We start from the raw sequence: 2,975 nt of genomic DNA, 5'->3' as shown, positions 1-2,975 counted from the left end.
TTGTAAAATATCAATACTATAACGGAGGTAAAAAGTTTGAAATAGACGCAAGAAAATATCTGGTAAAAGATCTAGAAATCGGTATTGAATATCAAATCAAGAATCATTTTGAATTGGTAGCACTTTATATGATTTCTGACAGAACTTTTGAGGATTATGCCAAACCAGTAAATCATCAAAAAGGCAGAACTTTAAGACTACAGGCTCAATTTAATTTTTGAGAAAATCAAATGCTAAGAAAGACTAAAATGAGGATTAAATATCAAACCGATGATATTTGCCCAAGGATCTTTCAAGGAAGCAATGATTATACCTCCACCTACATCGGTGGGTTCCTCGTGACGATTTGCCCCCAAACTTATTAATGCTTGGTAGGATTCTGAAACATTTTCTGCACCCCAATAAGTAATCACAGAATCTGACTTTTCAGTACTTTGTGCTTCTTCTTCTGGCTGCAAACCCAGTTCATAGCCTGCAACATTAAACCCAACATAAAAAGGTTCATCAAAATATGGCTCGAAACCTAAAAAGTCTGAATACCACTTTTTGGCCTTTTCCATATCTGATACTTTGTAGATGGTTGTCCGTAAACCCAATAATTTCATAGCTTTCAAATTTAAGATTTATTAAAAGTATTGAAAATACGTGTTACTTCTAAACCATTCCAAGTTTTGCTAAAAAAATACTCCTTTTTACATTTAAACCGACGGTGGCAACAATTTATACATCACTGGGGTAACTATCCTAGTCAGAATCAAAGACGAAATCAAACCGCCAATAATAACCAAAGCCAGCGGTGAGTACAATGGTGAATGCTCCAAGACCAATGGAATTAATCCTCCAATGGCAGTCATTGTAGTCAAAACAATAGGAATAAACCTCGTTTTACCAGCTTTTTCAATGGCTTCATCAATTGACAAACCTTCTTCTTTTCGGAGATAGTTGGTGTAATCTACCAGCAAAATGGAGTTTTTAACCTCAATACCAGCTAAAGCAATAATACCCACAATGGCTGTAAACGAGAGACTATATCCTGCAAAAAATAAAATACCTACTGCTCCAATAACCCCAAGAGGAATTACTGAAAGTACAATAAACGAACTCTTAAAGGTTTTGAACTCTAATATCAAAATGGCTAAAATTCCAAAAATAGTGATGATGATGATGGTACCCAAACCGCCAAAAATTTGAGCTCTCTGTTCCTCTTCTCCTGCCGTAGTTATGCTGTAACCTTTTGGCACTTCGAATTTATCCAACTTTTCCTTGAATACTTTCTGTACATCTGGTGTAAGATAACCATCCGCAATAAAGGCTGTTACGCTTGTAAAACGCTCTTGGTCATAGTGTTGGATTCGGTTAGGTGAGGTCTCAAAATGGATGGTGGCTAATTGAGACAATGGTACTTGAGCCCCCATAGGTGAGGAAACATATATATTGTCAAAAACATCAGCCGAAACAGTTTTGCCTCTTGGCAAAGTGATATTTATCTGATAATCATCTCCAGTCTTATCTTGAAATGTTCCTAAACTTAGACCCGAAATAGCCATTCGAACGTTTCGATCAATCTCAGCGGTAGCAATTCCCATCATTCCGGCTTTATCTTTGTTAATATCCACCCTTAAGTCAGTATTTACTGCTCCAATGGGATTGTTGACATAAATTGTCCCTTCGGTAGATTTATAAAGCCCCTCAACTTTTAAAGCAATGCTTCGGAGTGAATCTAAATTTTCTCCAAAAATTCTTACGGCTAGCGGAGCATCTACTGGGGCCCCGTGCTCAAACTCTATCGCCTTAATTTTGGCACCGGGGTAATTTTGGAATTTGGTACGGAGTTCATTTATATAAGCTGTTCTTTCTGGCACTTCGGTTTCTTCTTGCAGTTGTACAAATATCTGGGCCGTATTACTAGAAGTACCACCTCGTGGCAATATGTTATAGTAAATCCTAGGATTGTCTTTTCCGATATTAGAGGCGTAACTTTTTACCAATTCCTTTTCAGAAAGAATTTTTTCCACAAATCGTACGGCTTTATCGGTTACTTTTAGAGAAGTACCCAGCGGTGTTTCTATGTTTATCAAAAACTGAGGTTTTTCGGATTTAGGGAAGACACTAATTCCAATTACTTTGATCAGTCCCAAACTTCCAATAAATATTAAAATGGCTACTCCGAGGGTTTTGAAGGGGTTGGCCAATGACCATGATAATATTTTTTTGTAAGATCCATCTATAGCCCTATTGAGAAACTGCAAAAACACGTTTCCATGCTCTTCCTCCTCTTTAGGCATCAAAAGGCTTGCTAAAAATGGCACGATAGTCAAAGAAACAAAAAGCGAAGCTAATACCGTAGTGATAACTGCCATGGGCAAACTTCGTATAAAATCTCCTGCAGATTCTGGCAAAAATGTCAGTGGCAAAAACGCAAATATCAGTGTAGCGGTACAGCCTAATACTGCCAAACTTATCTGTTTGGTAGCTTCAGTAGCAGCTTGTTTTCTAGAATATCCCATACGCAAATACCGGGCAATATTCTCTACTACCACGATGGAATCATCCACCAATAACCCTAAAGAAATAACCAAACCAACCACCGAAAGCTGATTAATCCCATAACCTAAAATATCTAGACCCGCCAAACCGATAGCCAAGGAAAGCGGAATAGAAATCATGACAATCAAAGCTGCTCTAAAACCTAGTGGAATGAGCGTAATTAAAACCAAAACAATAGCAATAGCAAAATCCCTACCCAATCCTAAGAGCCTTTTTGACACACTATGTGCTTGGTCGAAGCTTTTTTCAAACTTAATATGTTGAGGAAGTGTTTTCTCAAAATCTGCTAAAAGCGGAGAAAGTATTTTGTTTACATCAAAAATATTAGTGTTTTTTTTCTGGGAAGCAGTGATAAAAATTCCTCTTTTTCCATTAAGTCTAGCCAAATAGGTCTCATCTTCATAACCAAAATTCACATCAGCAACATC

At 37.3% G+C, this 2,975-nt stretch carries 2 protein-coding genes and 1 pseudogene; 1 reads left to right on the top strand and 2 read right to left on the bottom strand.

The window, feature by feature from the left end; genetic code table 11:
* Positions 1–221, top strand: a pseudogene (locus EGI24_RS14160) (porin); the annotation flags it as partial.
* A gap of 12 nt (positions 222–233) precedes the next feature.
* Here the strand turns inward: EGI24_RS14160 and EGI24_RS14155 are convergent.
* Positions 234–605 carry a VOC family protein gene (locus EGI24_RS14155; RefSeq protein ID WP_255046692.1) on the bottom strand — a complete coding sequence of 124 codons (372 nt, stop codon included), beginning with the start codon at positions 603–605 and terminating at the stop codon, positions 234–236.
* A gap of 93 nt (positions 606–698) precedes the next feature.
* On the bottom strand, positions 699–2,975 hold a 2,277-nt coding region (locus tag EGI24_RS14150; RefSeq protein ID WP_255049109.1), incomplete at its 5' end, for an efflux RND transporter permease subunit.

Origin of the sequence: Lacihabitans sp. CS3-21, from assembly GCF_024343675.1 — a bacterium.
Lineage (GTDB): Bacteria > Bacteroidota > Bacteroidia > Cytophagales > Spirosomataceae > Leadbetterella.
The sequence above is the reverse complement of the archived record's forward strand: the minus strand, read 5'-3'. Positions and strand labels throughout refer to the sequence as shown.

Bases quoted from the DNA above. Each gene is read 5' to 3' on its own strand.
- EGI24_RS14155 (WP_255046692.1), bottom strand. From the start codon at position 605: ATGAAATTATTGGGTTTACGGACAACCATCTACAAAGTATCAGATATG.